11 protein-coding genes and 1 pseudogene are annotated in these 17,353 nt (G+C 34.7%); 11 read left to right on the top strand and 1 reads right to left on the bottom strand.

Annotated elements, in window-relative coordinates; translation table 11 throughout:
• Both AACZ92_RS05740 and AACZ92_RS05735 read left to right on the top strand, forming a co-directional pair.
• Positions 1-1,918 (top strand): annotated as a pseudogene (locus tag AACZ92_RS05740) (phosphoesterase); the annotation flags it as partial.
• 21 nt (positions 1,919-1,939) lie between these two features.
• Positions 1,940-5,611 carry a phosphoesterase gene (locus AACZ92_RS05735; RefSeq protein ID WP_339698218.1) on the top strand — a complete coding sequence of 1,224 codons (3,672 nt, stop codon included), beginning with the start codon at positions 1,940-1,942 and terminating at the stop codon, positions 5,609-5,611.
• A 59-nt stretch (positions 5,612-5,670) separates the two neighbouring features.
• On the opposite strand, the gene AACZ92_RS05730 is transcribed toward AACZ92_RS05735, so the two are convergent.
• Positions 5,671-6,162 carry a DNA starvation/stationary phase protection protein gene (locus AACZ92_RS05730; RefSeq protein ID WP_339698215.1) on the bottom strand — a complete coding sequence of 164 codons (492 nt, stop codon included), beginning with the start codon at positions 6,160-6,162 and terminating at the stop codon, positions 5,671-5,673.
• Positions 6,163-6,382: 220 nt separating this feature from the next.
• On the opposite strand from AACZ92_RS05730, the gene AACZ92_RS05725 reads away from it, so the two are divergent.
• From AACZ92_RS05725 to AACZ92_RS05685, 9 genes are all read left to right on the top strand, one after another.
• Complete coding sequence (locus AACZ92_RS05725) at positions 6,383-8,836, top strand: SLBB domain-containing protein (RefSeq protein ID WP_339698212.1); 2,454 nt, start codon at positions 6,383-6,385, stop codon at positions 8,834-8,836.
• A gap of 1 nt (position 8,837) precedes the next feature.
• The gene (locus AACZ92_RS05720; protein WP_339698209.1) at positions 8,838-9,941 is read left to right on the top strand and encodes a GNVR domain-containing protein; all 1,104 of its coding nucleotides are present in this window, start codon (positions 8,838-8,840) and stop codon (positions 9,939-9,941) included.
• A gap of 31 nt (positions 9,942-9,972) precedes the next feature.
• Positions 9,973-10,764, top strand: a complete 792-nt coding sequence (gene cysQ / locus AACZ92_RS05715; RefSeq protein WP_339698206.1) for a 3'(2'),5'-bisphosphate nucleotidase CysQ — start codon at positions 9,973-9,975, stop codon at positions 10,762-10,764.
• A gap of 10 nt (positions 10,765-10,774) precedes the next feature.
• Positions 10,775-11,227: a DUF2061 domain-containing protein gene (locus tag AACZ92_RS05710; RefSeq protein WP_339698203.1), complete on the top strand. Its 453-nt coding sequence runs from the start codon at positions 10,775-10,777 to the stop codon at positions 11,225-11,227.
• A 9-nt stretch (positions 11,228-11,236) separates the two neighbouring features.
• Positions 11,237-11,830, top strand: coding sequence for an adenylyl-sulfate kinase (cysC, locus tag AACZ92_RS05705; protein WP_339698200.1), 594 nt, complete (start codon positions 11,237-11,239; stop codon positions 11,828-11,830).
• 7 nt (positions 11,831-11,837) lie between these two features.
• Positions 11,838-12,743 carry a sulfate adenylyltransferase subunit CysD gene (cysD, locus tag AACZ92_RS05700; RefSeq protein ID WP_339698197.1) on the top strand — a complete coding sequence of 302 codons (906 nt, stop codon included), beginning with the start codon at positions 11,838-11,840 and terminating at the stop codon, positions 12,741-12,743.
• Between the two features lie 21 nt (positions 12,744-12,764).
• Complete coding sequence (locus tag AACZ92_RS05695; RefSeq protein ID WP_339698194.1) at positions 12,765-14,021, top strand: GTP-binding protein; 1,257 nt, start codon at positions 12,765-12,767, stop codon at positions 14,019-14,021.
• Positions 14,022-14,099: 78 nt separating this feature from the next.
• Positions 14,100-15,233, top strand: coding sequence for an aminotransferase class I/II-fold pyridoxal phosphate-dependent enzyme (locus AACZ92_RS05690; protein ID WP_339698191.1), 1,134 nt, complete (start codon positions 14,100-14,102; stop codon positions 15,231-15,233).
• A gap of 33 nt (positions 15,234-15,266) precedes the next feature.
• Positions 15,267-17,270, top strand: coding sequence for a nucleoside-diphosphate sugar epimerase/dehydratase (locus tag AACZ92_RS05685; protein WP_339698188.1), 2,004 nt, complete (start codon positions 15,267-15,269; stop codon positions 17,268-17,270).
• Positions 17,271-17,353: the final 83 nt, after the last annotated feature.

The raw sequence follows: 17,353 nt of genomic DNA, 5'->3' as shown, positions 1-17,353 counted from the left end.
AGAAAACTTTATACGCTCCCGCATATTTGATATGCTTGTGGGGGATTGGGATAGAGAACCAGGTCATTGGAGATGGGCAGAATACTTACGTCAAGATAGTGTAAATGTCTTTGTTCCCATACCCAGAAACAGGGATGATGCTTTTTCTAGTTTTGAAGGAAATGTACTTGATATTGCAAGATCTATATTTGGTAGAACCTATGAAAAGCAAGTGTACAATGAAAATCTACGAGACATACGATGGTTTAATAAAGAAGGGATTATATTGGATCGTGCCCTCTTAAAAAAATCAGGAAGGGAAGATTGGATTAATGCAGCAAAAAACTTACAAAACTCAATTTCAGACTCAATTATTGACACTGCTTTTTCAACTATCCCCGAAAGTGTAAACAATGAGTCTTTACAGGACATAGTAACTGTTTTGAAAGGCAGAAGGGATAATCTTGAAAGCATTGCTGATAGATATTATTCATATTTAGCAAAGCTTCAAACCATTGAAGGTACCAATAAAAGAGATTTCTTTCAGGTAACGAGATTGTCTGATGGGAGAACAAATGTAAGAACGTATAATTTTCCTTCAGAAGATAGGGGAATGTTAGTGGCTGACCGTACTTTTTTAGCTTCAGAAACAAATCAGATTTGGATTTACGGTTTGGATGAAGAAGATATTTTCGAAGTGACTGGAACGGGCGATAACCCAATATTCGTAAGATTAATTGGTGGTCACGGCAATGATGTCTATAGGTTGGTTGAAGGAAAAAGAGTAAAGGTGTATGATCACGAGAGTAAAGAAAATACCGTTGAGGTTAAAAATGGAGGTAATTTACGACTTACCGATGTCTATACTTTGAATACATACGATTATCGAAAGAATATTCAAAACACACATGCGTATGCTGCTGCATTTGGTTACAACCCAGACGACGGGTATAGAGCGGGTTTACAATATGTGTATCAAGTAAATGGCTTTCAGCAAAACCCTTTTTCACGCCGGCACAGTTTAAATATTGGTTATTATTTTGACAGCGGAAGTTTTGATATAAACTATGATGGGGAAATAGCAAATATTCAAGATGATCTCAATCTTAATTTAGGAGCACGCTTTACAAGTCCTAGTTATGTGGTGAACTATTTTGGCTATGGAAATGAAACCATTAACCCAGAAGATGATTTAGGTTTTGATCATAATAGAGTTCAAATACAAACCCTTATGGCAAAAGCAGGATTGTTGCGCAACTCAAATTTTGGTAGCTTTTTTAAATTGCAAGGTAAGTTTGAAGCCATTCGTATAAATAATGATATACCAGGTTTAACCAATATTAGCAGAACAGATAAAACCGAAAATTTCGATCCTTATGGTACTCTTGAAGGTATCTATAACTACCGAAGTTTTGATAACCCCAGAAACCCAACTATTGGGATGATGTTCGACCTTAATACAGGGGTAACAGGTAATTTTGATAACTTAAAAAGGGTATTCGGGTATTTAAAAACCCGACTCGGTTTCTACAATAGCTTAACTACCAATAAAAAATGGGTATTAAAAACCAATGTCCGTGCAAAATTTAATTTCGGAAGTCAATTTGAATTTTTTCAGGGCATTAATTTAGGTGCAAATAGTGGTCTTCGCGGGTTTAGAGAAGAACGCTTTACAGGGAAGTCTTCGTTAGTAGGAAGTGCAGATGTTAGATATAGCTTTGACGAGTTCAAAATTGGTCTAATCCCTTTACAATTAGGTCTCTACGGTGGGGCCGACTTAGGTCGTGTGTGGACTCCTGAATTTGATTCAGAAAAATGGCATAACTCATATGGAGGCGGTCTTTGGATAAACGGTAGCGGCGGCTTAACTGGTTCAGCAAGCTTATTTCATTCTGTAGAAGGAGCTCGCTTGGTTTTCGGCTTAGGATTTGACTTTTAAGAAACCCTGATAACATATTGTATGAAATTATCCCCATTTTACTTAATATTTTCTTTTCTGCTTCTAGCTTCTTGTGCGACATCAAAACTACAAACACGATTAGATAGAACAATTGATGATACTTTTAATCAAGAAGAGGTTGTAAATACTATCTATATAACAGGAAATGCTGCTAAAAATAGTGAAACAACTTTGTCTGTTTTAAGTAGAATAATTGCAAAGAATGCTTCCGAAGAAAAAAGTGTTCTTTTTGTGGGGGACAATATAGATGCTGAAGACGGTGAGGAAGAAAAACTTAAAAAGCAACTTGATCCTCAAATTCGAGTAGCAAAAACTACTGGGACTACCCCTTATTTTTTACCAGGAAATTACGAATGGGATTTCAATAAAACCAAAGGGCTGGAAACCATTGAAGATTACTTAAAAGAAAATTTTGAAGATGGCGATATCTTAACACCAAATAATGGTTGCCCTCTAGAGAGCATTGAGCTTTCAGAAAACATACAATTAATAGCGGTAGATAGCCAATGGTTTATTGAAGATTGGGACAAGAACCCCAATATGAATGACAAATGCCAGATTAAAACGCGCGAAAAACTTCTTTTAGAAATTGCAGGTGAAATAAAGAAAAGTGCCAATAAAATAATAATTTTTGCGATGCACCATCCTATGTTCACAAATGGTTTTCATGGAGGACGCTTTTCATTTCGGGACCATATTTTCCCGTTGCAGGGGAATATTCCTTTTCCAGGTGTAGGAACACTCATTACCGAAATTCGTTCACAAGGTGGTGTGTCTAAGCAAAACCGCTTTAACTATCGATATAGTGAGCTTATGAAGGAACTTGAAATCTTACTGAATAAACCCGACCATCGCATTCTAATAGTTTCAGGGCACGAGGAAAACCTTCAGTATATCGAAGATGGAAATTTTAAACAGTTGGTTAGTGGAGCTGCATCTAGTGCTAAACCAGTTTCGTTAAGTGACAATGGTATCTTTTCATACGGAAAGCAAGGCTTCGCTTCAGTTGAAATAACAGATAAAGGAAGTATTTGGGTCTCTTTTTATGCTTCGGAAGAAAAAAAAGACGCATCATATCTATTATTCAGAAGAAAAATTTTCCAACCAATTGAAGAGCCAAAAACCGAATCGTTTCCAAAAGAATATCCGCAAACGTATACCGCTTCCGTTTACGATATTGAAAAAGTAGAAAAATCTGATTACTTCAAGTCCTTTTGGGGACAACATTATCGCAATGTTTATGGAACAAAAGTTACAGCACCAACTGCTTTGCTAGATACGTTGTATGGAGGATTGGAAGTGGTAAGACCAGGAGGTGGACATCAAACACGCTCATTGCGAATAGTGACAAAAGATGGTAAAGAATACAATATGCGTGCCCTTAAAAAGAGCGCTGTTCAACTGTTGGAAACAACAACCTTTAATGGAATTGACGCTGAGAAATATTTCAGCAACACGGTACCTGAGGATTTAATTCTAGATTTTTACACAGCAGCACATCCCTATGGGGCATTTGCAATTCCAAAACTGGCCAAAGCAGCGGGTGTATATTACACCACGCCAGAATTGTATTATGTGCCTAAGCAGCAGCGTTTAGGAAAATATAATGAAGACTACGCTAATCAATTGTATATGATTGTAGAACGTCCTGCGGAAGAGTATGAAAACCGTAAAAGTTTTGGATATCCAGATAATGTAGAGAGCACAGACGACTTATTGGAAAAACTTAGAGAAGACGAGGACCATACCTTAGACGAAGCGACGTATATTCGAGCACGTATTTTTGATATGTTGATAGGCGATTGGGACAGACACAGTGATCAATGGCGTTGGTCAGAGTTTGAAGATGACGACGGGAAGTTGCAGTTTATACCAATTCCACGGGATCGAGATCAGGTATTTGCCAATTTTGACGGTAGCTTTTTAAACTTACTTAGAAAGTTATCTGGTTCAGTAAATCAATTCGGTATTTATAACGAAGATATAAAGGATGTTGCGTGGTTTAATAAGGCAGGCTCAAAATTAGACCGTGCCCTTGTTAAACGAAGTGATAAATCTGTTTGGATGGAAGAAGCCAAAAAAATGCAACTAGCAATTGACGAAGAAATTTTAGATAACGCTTTTAAGGACCTTCCCTCGGAAGTACAAGACACGACCAGTAACGAGATAAAAAAATCATTTCTAAAAAGAAAAGAAAATCTTGTACATATCGTAGAACGTTATTACCAAGAGTTTATAAAGTTTCAAATGTTGACGGGGACCGATAAAGATGATCATTTTGTTATAAACCGTCAGCCTAACGGAAAAACTCAAATAATTGCCTATAGAATAAAGGATGGGGAAAAAGGCGATGTATTATTTGATAGAGTTTTTAATTCAGAAGAAACGAAAGAGATTTGGTTGTATGGATTGGACGATGATGATGTTTTTGAAGTAAACGGTGTAGTAGAAAAAGAAATTTTAATACGATTAATAGGAGGGCAAGATGATGATATTTATAACATTTCAGAAGGAAAAAAAATTGTAGTGTATGATAATAAAGATGATGAGGTAGAAATAAAAAATAAAGGTGGAGCCCGTTTTAAAACTACTAATATTTATGAAGCCAATAGTTATGATTACACAAAGAAGAAATCTTCTGCCAGTACCATTAGCTTGGAAACACTGTATAATAACGATACAGGGGTTTCTTTAAAGGCTTCTTATACAAATGATAAGCTCAATTTTATAAAAAATCCGTACAGTAAAAGAACCAATATTTCACTTGATTATAATTTTCAAACCACAGGATTTGATATTGACTTTTTAAAAGGGTTTGCGGCGGTAGTTAACGATTTTAATTTTGTGATAGATGGTAGGTATACCTCTTTAGATTATACTGAAAACTTTTTTGGCTTCGGAAATGAAACAATCAATCCTGAAGATGATTTAGGGCTAAGTTATAATCGTATTCAAATGGAACGAATTCACGGTGGGCTGGCACTTGAAAAAGAAACAGATTACGGAAGTTTTTTTCAGTTAAAACTGAATCTAAATACACTAAAGCTAATTAATAATGAAAGTAATTTCTTGTTAGATGCAGCACCAGAAGAATATACATTGCGGTCTTATTTTGCTGTCCCTGAAATTACTTATAGCTATAGAAATTACGATGCAGATTACTTCCCTAGTAAAGGAATGTTTTTTTCTGCCACAGTAGGAGGGATTGATAATTTAAAATCCAATGATATTACTGGCTTTTTGAAGTCTTCCGTTTTGTTTTATAATTCACTAGTAAGTAATAACAGGCTTGTTTTGGAGACTGGGGCTTCTACACATTTGCAAGTAGGAGATAGGCCTGAATTTTACCAAACGGCCACGCTAGGTGCCCAAATGGGATTGAGAGGTTATCGGGAAGGAAGGTTTAAAGGCTTCAATAGTCTGTTGGGAAAAGGAGATTTATTATATACGTTCCAACCCATAAAAACAGCTTTATTCCCTGTAACGGTTAGAATACGTGGAGGGTACAATATAGGTCGTGTTTGGGTAAAAAGAGATACTTCAGAAAAATGGTACGATGCCTACGGAGGTGGATTTGACGTTTTATGGACTAATGCCATAGTGGGAAGTTTTACGGCATTTAAAGGAGAAGAAGGCACTCGCTTGTCTTTTGGCTTAGATATAAGCTATTAGGCTTCTAAAAACAAAAAGCCCGCATAAGCGGGCTTAATAAAAATTTTGGATACAATTAATTATGCTTCAGGGTGTGTATCACTAGATTTCATAGACCAAGCGTCTAACATCCAACTAATTTTTTCAATATCGGCAATATAACCACCAATTAAATCAATAGTCCCTTCGTCACCAGCTTTATCAGCCTTATCAATCACGTTTCGCATTTGATTTAGTATTTTTCCATGATCATCTAACAGGATTTTCACCATTTTTGAATCTTCAGTACGAGAGGGTGATTCTTTTAAATTTGACATTTCAAGATAATCGGTATAGTTACTAACTGGTTGGAATCGCAACGTTAAAATTCGTTCTGCAATTTCATCTACTTTTAATTTGGCATCGTCGTACATTTCTTCAAATTTTTCATGAAGATCAAAAAAGTTTTTTCCAACAATGTTCCAATGAAAATTGCGAAGCTTTTGGTAGTATAGATGGTAGTCTGCTAATAGTATGTTTAGTTCTTTTGCAGTAGTGGTTGTTTTTTCCTTATCTAAGTTTAAGTAGCTCATGGTATTTTCTTTTAGTTTTATACAAATTTAAGCAGTCAGGTAGTCGAAACCAATACTTACGAGGAGTTTAGCCTTTTTTTAACGTTGAAAATAATCCAAAATATACTGTACAACAACTTTTATTTAAAAGGAGAAAAGCAATAATCTCTTTAAAGAATTGTTATCTTTGCGCGTTAATAAAACAACTTATTTAGTGAATTTTCATTACAATTCAATAAAAATGAATTTTAATATAAAACAAACCACCTTTTATTTATTTCTGTCTTTTAGTTTGATAACATTCAGTTTAAAAGCGCAGGATATCCCTTCTTCCATACTATCTACTGACATAGAAAACCTTTCTGATGAACAAATAAAAACCTATTGGGAAAAGGCACAATCACAAGGGTATACCATGGAGCAGTTAAAGGCAATAGCTGCTACAAAAGGAGTTTCGTCAACTAAAATTGCCGAATTGGAGCGAAGGCTAAACCAAATGGGAACTTCTAGTAACCAATTGAAGGGTGAGCAAATAGATACGTCTCTTACGATTGACAAAAGTGAGGAGAAAATAGGTTTTTCTGGTAAAGAAATGAATGAAGAAGTAACTAAGGATCCACTCTTTGGTTATGATTTTTTCAATAACCAAAATATATCTTTTACACCTAATATGAATTTGGCTACTCCATCTAATTATGAATTGGGCCCTGGGGATGAGATTTCTATCAATCTTTGGGGGGCTGCTGAGAGTAATTATAGTACAGAGGTTGATAGGGAAGGTGCTATACGCATACCTAGTATAGGTCCAGTGTATGTAAGCGGGCTTTCTATGAAAGAAGCCTCTGGTAAAGTTAAGAGCAAATTAAAAAGAATTTATTCAGGGATTGGAGCGGCAGAAAACAGTCCGTATAAGGTTTTCTTTAACATCTCTTTGGTAAATGTTCGTACAGTTCAGGTGAATATAATTGGAGAAGTAAAAGTTCCAGGTACATACTCCTTAAGTGGATTGTCTACAGTTTTAAATGCGCTTTATGCATCTGGTGGCCCAACAAAACAAGGTACGTTTAGAGAAATTAAATTAGTGCGAAATGGCGATGAAGTTACTTATTTTGATGTGTATGATTATTTGGTTAACGGTTCTCAAGAAGGGAATAAAACCTTAAAAGATCAAGACGTTATTATTATCTCTCCTTATGTTTCAAGGGTAAACATAAACGGAAGCGTTAAGCGTACTGGTGCCTATGAGCTAAAACCAGGGGAAACCTTAAATGATTTGTTAGAATTTACAGGTGGTTTTACTTCTAATGCCTATAAAGATCGAGTTGTTTTAGAAAGGATAGAAGGCGACCGCAAAGTAGTAAAAGAAATATTGGTTGATAAAGAAAGTGAGACTCCATTACAAGATGGTGATGTTCTTACTGTGAATCAAATAATTGATAAATTTGAAAACAGGATACGTATTGAGGGAGCAGTATATCGTCCGGGGAGTTATGAGTTTACAGATGGATTAACCGTAAATGATTTAATTCAAAAAGCCGCTGGTGTCACTGAAAGGGCTTTCTTAGACAGAGGCTTGCTTTTTAGCACAGAGGACGGTGTAACCGAAATAGTAACTCCTTTTTCGGTTTCAGATATGCTAAAAGGCAATAAATCTATTACGTTGAAACCGGATGATAAGGTTCAGATTTTTAACAAATATAATTTATCTGAAAATTATACTTTAACCATAGACGGAGCAGTTAATTCTCCAATAACAATACCCTACGTGGAAAATATGACAGTAGAGGATCTCGTCTTGTTAGGTGATGGTTTTACGGATGGTGCGAACGAAAATAAAATAGATATTTATAGACGAGTAAATGACGATTCTTATGAAACATTAAGCGAAAATTTTAAAGTTTCAGCAAATGGAGAATTAACACTAGATGACGGTTCTAACTTTGTATTACAACCTAATGATCGGGTTTCCGTCCGGTATTTAAAAGGTTACTCTGAACAAATAAGAGTAGCGGTTGAGGGGGAAGCTAATTATCCAGGAAATTATACTATTGAAAACAAAAATGAAAAAATATCTGACCTGCTGCAACAAGCTGGCGGTATTACACAATATGCTTTTATTGAAGGAGCCACTTTAGTACGGAAAAATCCTTTTTTCAAAGAAGAAACTCAAAAAGAAACCTTTGAAGGTTTAGTAGAAAAAGAAAATATTACAGGAAAGCAAGACTCTACAAGCACTGAAATAGAAACGCTTAAAAACAGAAAAGAGTTTAGGGTGGGAATCGATCTACAAAAAATAATCAAGGATAATGACTCTAAACATAACTTAGTACTGAAAAGTGGCGATAGGTTAATTATTCCATCGACAAGACAAACTGTAAAAGTTCAAGGTGAGGTTTTAGTGCCTTCTTTGGTTCGCTATGAAAAAGGGATGACCTTAAAAGATTATATTAGTAAATCTGGAGGCTTTGCATCAGATGCCAAAAAAGGAAAAACGTACGTAGTGTATGCCAATGGCGATATTGCTTCCACATCACATTTTTTATTTTTCAGGAGTTACCCTAGGTTAGAACCAGGTGCCGTTATTTTGGTGCCAGCTAAGCCAGAAAATAGAAACAAGTTGTCTGCACAAGAAGTGGTAGGAATAAGTACTGGTCTTACAACTCTAGGACTTTTAATCGATAGATTACTTCAGTAATATGGAAAACGAGAAAACATCTGAAAAATCAGTATTTCAAATTGATACGCTTGAAATTCTAAAAATTTTAAATCGGTCTAGAAGATTCATTATAAAGATAACTTTGATATTTTTTGTTTTGGGGGTTATAATTGCAGTATTATCCACAAAAGAATATACTTCATCATCATCGTTTATACCTCAAATATCTTCTGATAAAGGTTTGGGTAAAAAATTAAGCGGTTTAGCATCCTTAGTTGGAGTGAATGTAGGTGGTGAATCTGGAGGTAATGTCGTCTTACCAACCCAATATCCATTGATTGTTGAGAGTACCCCGTTTAAAAAAGAACTTTTAGCCTCAAGAATACCGGCTAAGGGACAAGATAGCACTGTTTCCATATCGTACTATCTTGAAAACGTTAAGGAGACTAGTTTTCTTAACACTATTAAAGGATATACAATAGGACTTCCAGGTAAAGTTATGGGTGCTTTTTCATCTTCAGAAGTTGAGGAGGGAACACAAAAAAGAGATACATCTCTTTTTTATCTAACTAATAAAGAACAAGAGCAGTTAGATTATTTATATTCAAAGTTCTCAGTAAATATTAATGATGCTGATGGCTATATAGAGATACAAGGCACTCTTCCAGAGGCCAAGGCCTCTGCAAAATTAGTAAATAATATACAGGCACTCCTTCAAAAATTCATTATAGAGTATAACATTCAAAAATCCCAACAGGAATTAAAATACATAAATAAACGGTTTAGTGAAGTTGAAAAGGACTATTTTGATAAGAGAGCAGCCTTAGCACGATATAAAGACAGGAATGTAAATGTTATCAGTAATATAGCTCAAAATAGGTTAGAGCAATTACAAACTGAATATAGTTTATCCTCAGAGGTATATTCTCAATTGGCTGGCGAACAAGAAAGTGCGAAGTTAACGGTTAAAAAAGATACACCAGTATTTACAGTTTTAAAACCTGCTACTGTACCGCTGAAACCCTCTGCACCTAAAAAAGTGTTGATTGTATTGCAGTTTTTGATTGTCGGATTTATTATTGGCGCATTTATTGTTTTGTTCAGGTACTTTTACCCTTTCCTTAAAAGTAAAATTTCTAATTAAATTTTGATTAGTTTAATCTAAAAATAGTACCATGGATTTATTGAATATTGCCATCCAAGCTTCAGTAGAAGCTGGAAAAGAAATAATGAAGGTGTACGCGTCAGACTTCAAAATAGAAACCAAAGAAGATGAATCACCGCTAACTATTGCAGATAAACGTGCAAATGATATAATAATTTCCTATTTAAAACAAACCGATATTCCAATAATTAGTGAAGAAAACAAGCAAATTGACTTTTCTGAACGCAAACAATGGAAGCAATGTTGGATTGTGGACCCTCTAGATGGTACAAAAGAGTTTATAAAAAGAAATGGTGAGTTTACTGTAAATGTTGCTTTGATTAATAACGGTGAGCCAATTATGGGGGTAATTTATATACCAGATTCAAAAACACTGTATTTTGCTGAAATTGATAGCAAAAAAGCTTTTAAAGCTCAACTAGAAAACCATGATACAGCTTTAAGTGAAATTTATAAAAATGCTTCAGAGATAGCACCCATAAAAAACAAAGACAAAGCACGAATTGTAGGAAGCCGCTCACACTTAAATGAAGAAACACAAAAGTTTATAGATACCATTTCAGAAAACGAAGAGGTGGAAATTGTTTCAAAAGGAAGCTCCCTTAAATTCTGTTTGGTGGCAGAAGGAAAAGCAGATTTATATCCTCGCTATGCTCCTACGATGGAATGGGATACAGCTGCGGGTCAAGCAATTTGTAAGGCAGTTGGTATAACAGTAAATGTTCTCTCTACTAACAAACCTTTACAATACAACAAGGAGAATCTATTAAACCCTTGGTTTTTGGTCTCAAATCGAAACTAAGACACATGGGATGGGTAACTATACAAAAGAATCACACTACAGGAGTGTATTAAAAGGTATTTCTTGGCGTTGCATTGCTACCACGGATACTATAATAGTTGTATTATTGATAACAACTATCAATGGTGAACCTAGTATAGAAAATGCTTTAAAAATTGGTTTTATTGAATTTTTTATAAAACTAGTAATATACTACGTACACGAACGCTTGTGGCAAAAGTTTTTAGTTGGAAAATCAGTTACTCAAAAACAAACCTTATATAAAACAATTACTTGGCGAGTTATTGCTACAACAACAACCTTTTTAATTTCAGGTGCTGTTTTAAATGCTTTTGATGAAACAGCACTTTATGTTGCTTTAGCAGAGTTGGTTTCTAAGTTTATCTTATATTATATACACGAGCGTATTTGGTTACGGTTACCATTGGGAAGAATCAGAAACTTCTTTTTAAGAACAAAATAGAAATAAATTATGAAAGAAAACATCATTCCACATGAATTTAAAATAACCAAAACGGAAAGGGCTGAAATTAAAGGACATAATTCATTTCTGCTTTGGTTTACAGGGTTGTCTGGTTCTGGAAAATCCACTATTGCTAATGCGGTAGAACAAGAGTTGTATAAACAAAAAATACATACCTATACTCTCGATGGCGATAATGTAAGAAAAGGACTCAATAATGACTTAACCTTTACACCGGAAGATCGCACCGAAAATATCCGTAGAATTGCCGAAGTAGCGAACCTTTTTGTGAAGGCAGGAGTTGTTGTATTGGCAGCCTTTGTTTCTCCCTATAAAAAGGATAGGGAAATGATAAAAAAAACGGTCAAAGATGTTAACTTTGTCGAAATTTTCATTGACACACCCATTGAAGAGTGTGAGAAAAGAGACGTAAAGGGGTTGTATGCAAAGGCAAGAAAAGGATTAATCAATGATTTTACAGGAATAAACGCTCCTTATGAGGCTCCGGATAAGGCAACGATTACAATCGATACAACGAAGGTTTCCGTGTCAGAATCTGTTGAAATTATATTGAAAGCAATACAACCCAAACTAGAGTTATAAAGAAACTATGAGCAAGTATTATCTGAATTATCTAGACGAATTAGAGTCTGAAGCAATTTACATTCTACGAGAAGTATGGGCGCAATTTGAAAACCCCGTTATTCTTTTTTCTGGGGGTAAAGATTCTATTTTGGTAACGCATTTAGCTAAAAAAGCATTTTATCCTTCAAAAATACCGTTCCCACTAATGCATGTAGATACAGGGCACAACTTCCCTGAAACCATTCAGTTCAGAGACGATCTAATAGAAAAGTTTGATGCACAATTAATTGTTGGTTCGGTACAAGAATCAATTGATCAAGGGCGTGTAGCTGAAGAAAAAGGAAAAAATGCAACCCGAAATGCATTGCAAATCACAACCCTCTTAGATGCTATAGAAACCAATAAAGTGGATTGTGCCATTGGTGGAGGGCGTCGTGACGAAGAAAAAGCGAGAGCTAAAGAGCGCTTCTTCTCACATCGAGACGATTTTGGACAATGGGATCCTAAAAACCAACGGCCAGAACTTTGGAATATTCTTAATGGAAAACACTTTGAAGGCGAACACTTTAGAGCATTCCCAATAAGCAATTGGACAGAAATGGACGTTTGGAACTACATTAAACGTGAAAACATACAAATTCCTTCACTTTACTTCGCTCATGAACGAGAAGTAGTGTGGCGAAACAATTCTTGGATACCTGTTTCAGAATATTTAAAATTGGAAGAGAATGAAGAAATCGTCACCAAAAAAATCCGTTTTAGAACATTAGGAGATATTACTATTACTGGTGGTATGGAGTCTGATGCAGATACATTAGAAAAAATTGTTTTAGAAGTTTCTGCTATGAAACAGACAGAACGAGGTAATCGATCGGATGATAAACGCAGTGAAACAGCTATGGAAGATAGAAAACGCCAAGGGTACTTTTAATAATACAGAAGCACGATTACAATGAAAATTAGTGAAAATCAATTATTACGATTTACAACGGCAGGAAGTGTAGATGATGGAAAAAGCACCTTAATAGGAAGGCTACTTTTTGATAGTAAAGCTATTTTTGAAGACCAATTAGAAGCGGTAGAAAAAACCAGCAAAAAAAAAGGTCATGAAGGGGTAGATTTAGCTCTATTTACAGATGGATTAAAAGACGAACGGGAACAGGGTATCACTATAGATGTTGCCTACCGTTACTTTACTACACCAAAACGAAAATTTATAATAGCAGATACACCGGGGCATATACAATATACACGTAACATGGTTACTGGCGCTTCTACTGCTAATGCAGCTTTAATATTGATTGATGCCCGTCATGGAGTTGTTGAACAAACTAAACGTCATGCCTTTATTGCTTCATTATTACAAATTCCACATCTAGTAGTTTGTATTAACAAAATGGATTTGGTAGATTTTTCTGAAGAAGTATATAATACTATTATAACTCAATTTGAAGAATTTTCCTCAAAACTATATATAAAAGATATACGTTTTTTACCAATTAGCGCGTTATTAGGTGACAATGTAGTAAACCGTTCAGAGAATATGGATTGGTTCCAAGGTGCGCCATTATTATATACCTTAGAAAATATCCATATAAGTAGCGATATTAATAAAATTGATGCACGTTTCCCAGTACAAACCGTTTTAAGGCCTCAAAGCGAAGACTTTTTAGATTATCGTGGGTATGCCGGTAGGGTTGCAAGTGGTATTTTTAGACCAAATGATGAAGTTGCAGTAATGCCATCTGGATTTACGTCTAAAATTAAATCCATTGACACGTTTGGCGGAGAAATAGATGAAGCTTTTGCGCCTATGTCTGTATCTATCACATTAGAAGATGATATAGATGTTAGTAGAGGTGATATGATTGTAAAAGTGAATAACAAACCCGAAACAGAACAGGAATTTAGCGCTATGATTTGTTGGTTAAATAATGAAACTGCTAAAAATAGGGCAAAATATACAGTTATGCATACCTCTAATCAGCAAACAGCCATGATTAAAAGTGTTCTATATAAAATAGATATCAATACTTATAATCGAAACGAAGAGGATAAAGATTTGAATATGAACGATATTGCCCGTGTAACCATTAGAACAACACGAAGATTAATGGTTGATAAATACCGACATAATAGGAACACAGGTAGTTTTATTTTAGTTGATAATGTCTCAAATGAAACAGTAGCAGCAGGGATGATACTTTAATATAAGTATTTAGGCTCTACTTATTATCTAGATAAGGAAATTCAATAAATAAGGTGATTTTTTTTTAAAATGGTGATTATGGACGAGAAGATATGGCTTTCTTCCCCACACATGGGAGGAAACGAACAAAAATATATAAATGAAGCTTTTACTGAAAATTGGATAGCTCCATTAGGACCCAATGTAAATGGTTTTGAAAAAGACCTTGAAGATTACTTAGGCAACGATTCTCATATAGCATGTGTTTCCTCAGGTACAGGTGCGATTCATTTAGCTTTAGATATTGCTGGAGTTTCAAGAGGTGACGAAGTTTTATGTCAAACCTTTACTTTTTGTGGTTCTTCACATCCTATAACATATATGGGCGCAACCCCTGTCTTTATAGATAGTGAAGAAGATACATGGAATATGTCTCCAGAATATTTAGAAGAAGCAATTAAAGACGGTATAGCCAACGGTCTTAAACCAAAAGCTGTGATTATGGTCCACCTATATGGAATGCCAGCCAAAATTGATGAAATTGAAGCAATCTGTAAAAAATATAATGTTTTTTTAATTGAAGATGCTGCTGAGGCTTTGGGAGCATCTTTTAAAGGACGAAAATGCGGTACCTTTGGCGATTTATCTATTTTATCATTTAATGGAAATAAAATAATTACTACCTCTGGAGGAGGTGCCTTAGTGTGTAGAGATAAGAAAACAAAAGATAGAGCTATTTTCTTAGCAACACAGGCGAGAGATCAAGCTCCTCATTACCAACACTCCCAAATAGGCTACAACTATAGGATGAGTAATATTGTTGCTGGTATAGGAAGAGGACAAATGGAAGTACTTGATAAACATGTTAATCTTAGACGAGAAAATAATGTGTTTTATAAAGAACTTTTTAGTACTATTGAAGAAATACAAGTATTTTCTGAGCCTGACACAAATTTTTTTAGTAATCATTGGTTATCCGTTATAACGTGTAAAAAATCAGATAATCAGCAAATTATAGAAAAATTAAGATTACATTTGCTTAATTTTAACATAGAAAGTAGACCTTTGTGGAAACCAATGCATCTACAACCGGTATATAAAGGTTCAAAATTTTACGGTAATGAAACTGCCTTCAAACTTTTCAATAAAGGACTATGTTTACCTTCAGGATCAAATATGACAAATTCTGAAAAAGAAAGAATTAAAAATGCTGTTGCAGAGTATTTTAGTTGATAACTCCCCACTTTATTAGCTAAGAATGTTGATATGATAAATAAATTTAGTAAAGCTCTAAAAATTATATTTTCTTCAAAAGAAAGTAGATTAGATATTCGTAATGTAAAATATTTGCCAAGGTGGTCTGTATTGGTTATTGATGTCTTCTTATTAATCTGCTCCATTGTCTTTACAGTAGTTGTTCTACGAGATTTACACATTAATCACCTTCGCTTACTAGCTGCACCACAACAAATACTTTTAGTCTTAGGTATTAATATAAGTTTTATGCTGGTTTATAAAACCTATGCAGGTCTTATTAGACATTCTTCTTTTATGGACGCCTTAAAAATGGTGTTAGCCAGTACAAGTACATTTGTGGCGTTACTAATTACTAATATTAGTGTATGGGCATTTATGGGACAAAAAATATTTTTGACCTCTGCACTTGTAGTATATGCCCTATTTTCTTTTACATTTTTATTTTTATTCAGGCTAGCTGTTAAGCAACTTTACGAATACTTTAAACTATACCAAACAAATACCAAATTTGAAAACGCATTAATTGTAGGAATTGATGAAAATGCAATATCTGTAGCAGCAGCATTGGATATTGAACATCCTCAACGTTTCAAAATTAAAGGGTTTGTTTCTGCTCAATCCTCAAATAAACGGTTATTAATATTAGGGAAGCCAGTTGTTAAAATTAAAGATAAACTAAGTGAAGAGGTGCAAAAACTAAATGCCACTGCAGTAATTCTTTCTGGAGGTTCACTTACTTCAAAAGAAAAATTTGCTATTGTTGAAGATTGCTTGGAACATGATATCAAAGTATATAATTCCCCTTTGGTACTGGATTGGAGTGAAAATAATTCTGTCGCAAATCAAGTAAAAAATCTACAAATTGAAGATTTATTAGAGCGGGAACCTATTGATTTACATACAAAAGAAAAGTTTAAGCAACTTAAAGGAAAAACTATATTGGTAACCGGAGGAGCGGGATCAATAGGAAGTGAGATCGTGCGGCAATTAGCATCTTACAACCCAAAATTGGTATTGATTTTAGATCAAGCCGAAACCCCATTACATATATTACAACTGGAGTTGGACAATAAGTATCCCGACTTTAATTTTAAATGTATTATCTGTGATGTGGCAAATAGAAATAGGTTAGGAACCTTTTTCAAAAAATATGATATAGACGTGGTCTATCATGCCGCAGCATATAAGCACGTACCATTAATGGAGGATAATTCGCCAGAAGCCGTAGTAACCAATATTTATGGTACTAAAAACGTAGCAGATCTATCCGTAATCAATAAAGTATCCCGTTTTGTGATGATTTCTACTGATAAAGCCGTAAATCCAAGTAATGTAATGGGTGCTTCAAAAAGGGCTGCTGAAATGTATGTACAGTCACGTAATTTTTATACTAGTGGAACGGGTAAATCCTGTAAAACAAAATTTATTACAACACGTTTTGGTAATGTGTTGGGGTCAAACGGGAGTGTTGTTCCACTATTTAAAAAGCAAATTGAAAAAGGAGGCCCCGTTACTATTACTCACCCTGATATTATCAGATATTTTATGACGATTCCTGAAGCGTGTCAACTAGTTTTAGAAGCTGGTGCGATGGGAGAAGGAGGCGAGATATTCATTTTTGATATGGGTGAACCGGTTAAAATTATGGACCTTGCTATAAAAATGATAAAACTAGCTGGTTATAGTCCATATACGGATATTGATATAGAAATTTCAGGTTTACGTCCCGGAGAAAAGCTATATGAAGAATTAATTAGTCATACTAGTAAAGCTTTACCTACTCATCACAAAAAAATTATGATAGGAAAAGATGTAACTAAAGACTTCAATTTTGTAGATGGAAAAGTGACAAAAATCATTGAAGCTGCCTTGCGGTATGATGATACAGATGTAGTTACAAAATTAAAGGCCTTGGTTACCGAATTTATTAGTAAAAACTCCGAGTTTGAAATATTAGACAAAAAGGAGATAGTAAAAAAGAAGATAAATATTGCAAAAGAGGTTTCTTTATAAGAGAGGGAGAGCACTAACACTCAGAAGAAACAACGGTTAAAGATTATTTAATTTAATGAAACATTTTTTTACTAGGGCTAACA

Origin of the sequence: uncultured Marixanthomonas sp. (assembly GCF_963974425.1) — a bacterium.
Classification (GTDB): Bacteria; Bacteroidota; Bacteroidia; order Flavobacteriales; family Flavobacteriaceae; genus Marixanthomonas.
The sequence above is the reverse complement of the archived record's forward strand: the minus strand, read 5'-3'. Positions and strand labels throughout refer to the sequence as shown.